Origin of the sequence: Mesorhizobium sp. LNHC229A00 (assembly GCF_000502415.1) — a bacterium.
Lineage (GTDB): Bacteria > Pseudomonadota > Alphaproteobacteria > Rhizobiales > Rhizobiaceae > Mesorhizobium.
The window spans coordinates 1-766 of record NZ_AYWQ01000131.1; the positions used below are offsets into that span (position 1 = coordinate 1).

Sequence of the window (766 nt, forward strand, 5' to 3'; positions counted from 1 at the left end):
CCAGTTTTCATTGGTCTCGACGGCCAACGCCCTGACCAGGCGCAGGCAGCTTTCGGTATTGGGGAAGATGCGCACGACATAGGTGCGCCGGCGGATTTCCTCGTTGAGCCGCTCCAGCATGTTGGTGGATTTGAGATGCTTGTGGTGCTGTCTCGGCAGCCTGAAGAAGGTCAGGGTTTGTTCGATGGCATCCTCGGCCCAGCCTGTCAGGCGCGGATAGCGTGCCGACCATTTGGCAAGCCATGCGGCAAGATCAGCCCTGGCCTCTGCGAGATCGCGCCGGTCGTAGAGCCAGCGCAATTCCTGCAGGCAGTCGTCGCCGTGCTTCCTCGGCAGATGATCGAGCGCGTTCCTGAGGAAGTGCACGTAGCAGCGTTGCCAGGCGGCTTCGGGGATCACCTCGCCGATCGCTGCCACCAGGCCGGCGTGATCGTCGGACACAACCAACTCGACGCCCTTGAGGCCGCGCGCCTTGAGGCCGACGAGGAAGTCCCTCCAGGCCGAGCGGCTCTCGCGATTGGCCATCTCCACGGCCAGGATCTGGCGCCTTCCGTCCCAGTCGATACCGACCGCGATCAGCACCGCCTGGCTCATGACAACACCGGCTTCACGCACCTTCTCGTAGCGCGCATCGAGGATGAGGTAAGGAAACGGCTCTTGAAGGGGGCGCCTGGCAAAGGCAGCGAGGCTCTCGTCCAGCCGCTTGTTGATGGCCGAGATCGACGAGGCCGAGAAGGCATGGCCGCACAGTTCTTCCGTGATCGCC

Annotated in this window: 1 protein-coding gene; it reads right to left on the bottom strand. The window is 63.4% G+C overall.

Translation table 11 applies throughout. The features are described from left to right. Positions 1 to 766 (bottom strand): IS256 family transposase (locus X742_RS140305; protein ID WP_023775653.1); only part of this gene is annotated, 766 nt, incomplete at both ends.